This is a genomic window from Neomesorhizobium albiziae (genome assembly GCF_900114255.1).
Classification (GTDB): Bacteria; Pseudomonadota; Alphaproteobacteria; order Rhizobiales; family Rhizobiaceae; genus Neomesorhizobium; species Neomesorhizobium albiziae.
The window spans coordinates 1-1,311 of record NZ_FOSL01000091.1; the positions used below are offsets into that span (position 1 = coordinate 1).

Genomic DNA, 1,311 nt, shown 5'->3' on the forward strand with positions numbered 1-1,311 from the left:
CATGGATATTTTTCCTCTGTGCTGCCGTCGCCACGGCCAAGTCCTGGTTGGCCAGACCGTCGATGAGGCGGGCGTCGTCGGGATAAGGAGCTAGGGTACGGCGCCCAATGAAGCGGGGCCCGGGTCCGGTTGCTTCGAATTCTTCACCTCCAGGCGCGAGCCTACGGAGATGAGACAGCGCCGCGTTGAGTCGCAAAATAGGGTCTCCACCGTCGGTCCTGTACTCCTCGATGTCGTCGGCTACCAATTCGGTTCGAAACCGAGAAGCCATGGACGGCTTGTTGTTTGCTCGGAGCCACCGAGCAAACACTCTAAGAGCGGATGCATTAGAGTTGATCGTTGCCGTGGGAACGTCCAGCGGCCCGGCTGCCGCCGCGAACTGCTTGATGAGGACCGCGTCTTCGGGATGAGGAGGGTCGTCGCGGGAATGCCGCGGGAAGTCCCCGGCGCGGGAATTACGGAGGACATCCAAGGCTCTATTGATACGTTTGCTGCCATCCTGCTTCACAAACGCCGCCGCATGGGCCCTCAACGCATCACGGTCGTCAACCAGGCTGGCCAGTGTCAAGTATCTGGGGTGCTCCTGAAGCCAGGCGCTGAACGCGCGCAGATCCTGTGTCATATTCTTAACGGTCCTGGGAGCAAAACTGTTGTCGGGGTCCCTGTTCCTGAACTCGGACATCCTGTCCCTGAACTCGGAAATGATCCTCTCGTCCTCCTCGGACAGGCGGCTGCGCTTGGCGAAATCCATGCGAAGCGTTGACTCAGGGACATGATCCGATTGTTGCGTCCAGCCCTCGGACGACTTCCTTCCGCTGCTCGATCCGAATGCTTTCGTCGCTTTCTTCAGGAGCGACTTCAATCCCCCGCTTTTGCTCTTCGGCGGCGGTGCGACTGCCAGTTCCTCCCAGGAGGAGGAATTCGCCTCCGCCGACGCGGTCGAGCGCCTGGACCGCGAGCGGCTCGATGCCGCTTGAGACATGTCTATGCTGTGCCGAGCGCTGCTGAACTGGCTGTCCTGCAGGAAGGTTCGTGGCGGCACCTGCATCGAACCGCCCAGGTCCGTACGCCGGATCCCTCCGCCGCCCTCTGCGGGACTCCTGTCGGGCGAACCAGCCTCATCAGACGAAATCAGTTGCAACTCGCTCAGCTGCTGCTCAAAGCCCACTCCACCCGCAGGCCTGTTGCCCGATTGTTGCCCCGCCCGCTGCTGTTCTTGCAGGGCAGCGTACTCCTGCGCCCAGGCTGCCGCGTTGAATGGGTCGATCGAATTGATGGGTTTCATACCGCTCTCCCTTGAAGAGATAGACT

General features: G+C 61.0%; 1 pseudogene. It reads right to left on the minus strand.

The window, feature by feature from the left end:
• Nucleotides 1-1,285 (minus strand): annotated as a pseudogene (locus tag F3H98_RS30930) (hypothetical protein); the annotation flags it as partial.
• Between the last annotated feature and the right edge of the window lie 26 nt (nt 1,286-1,311).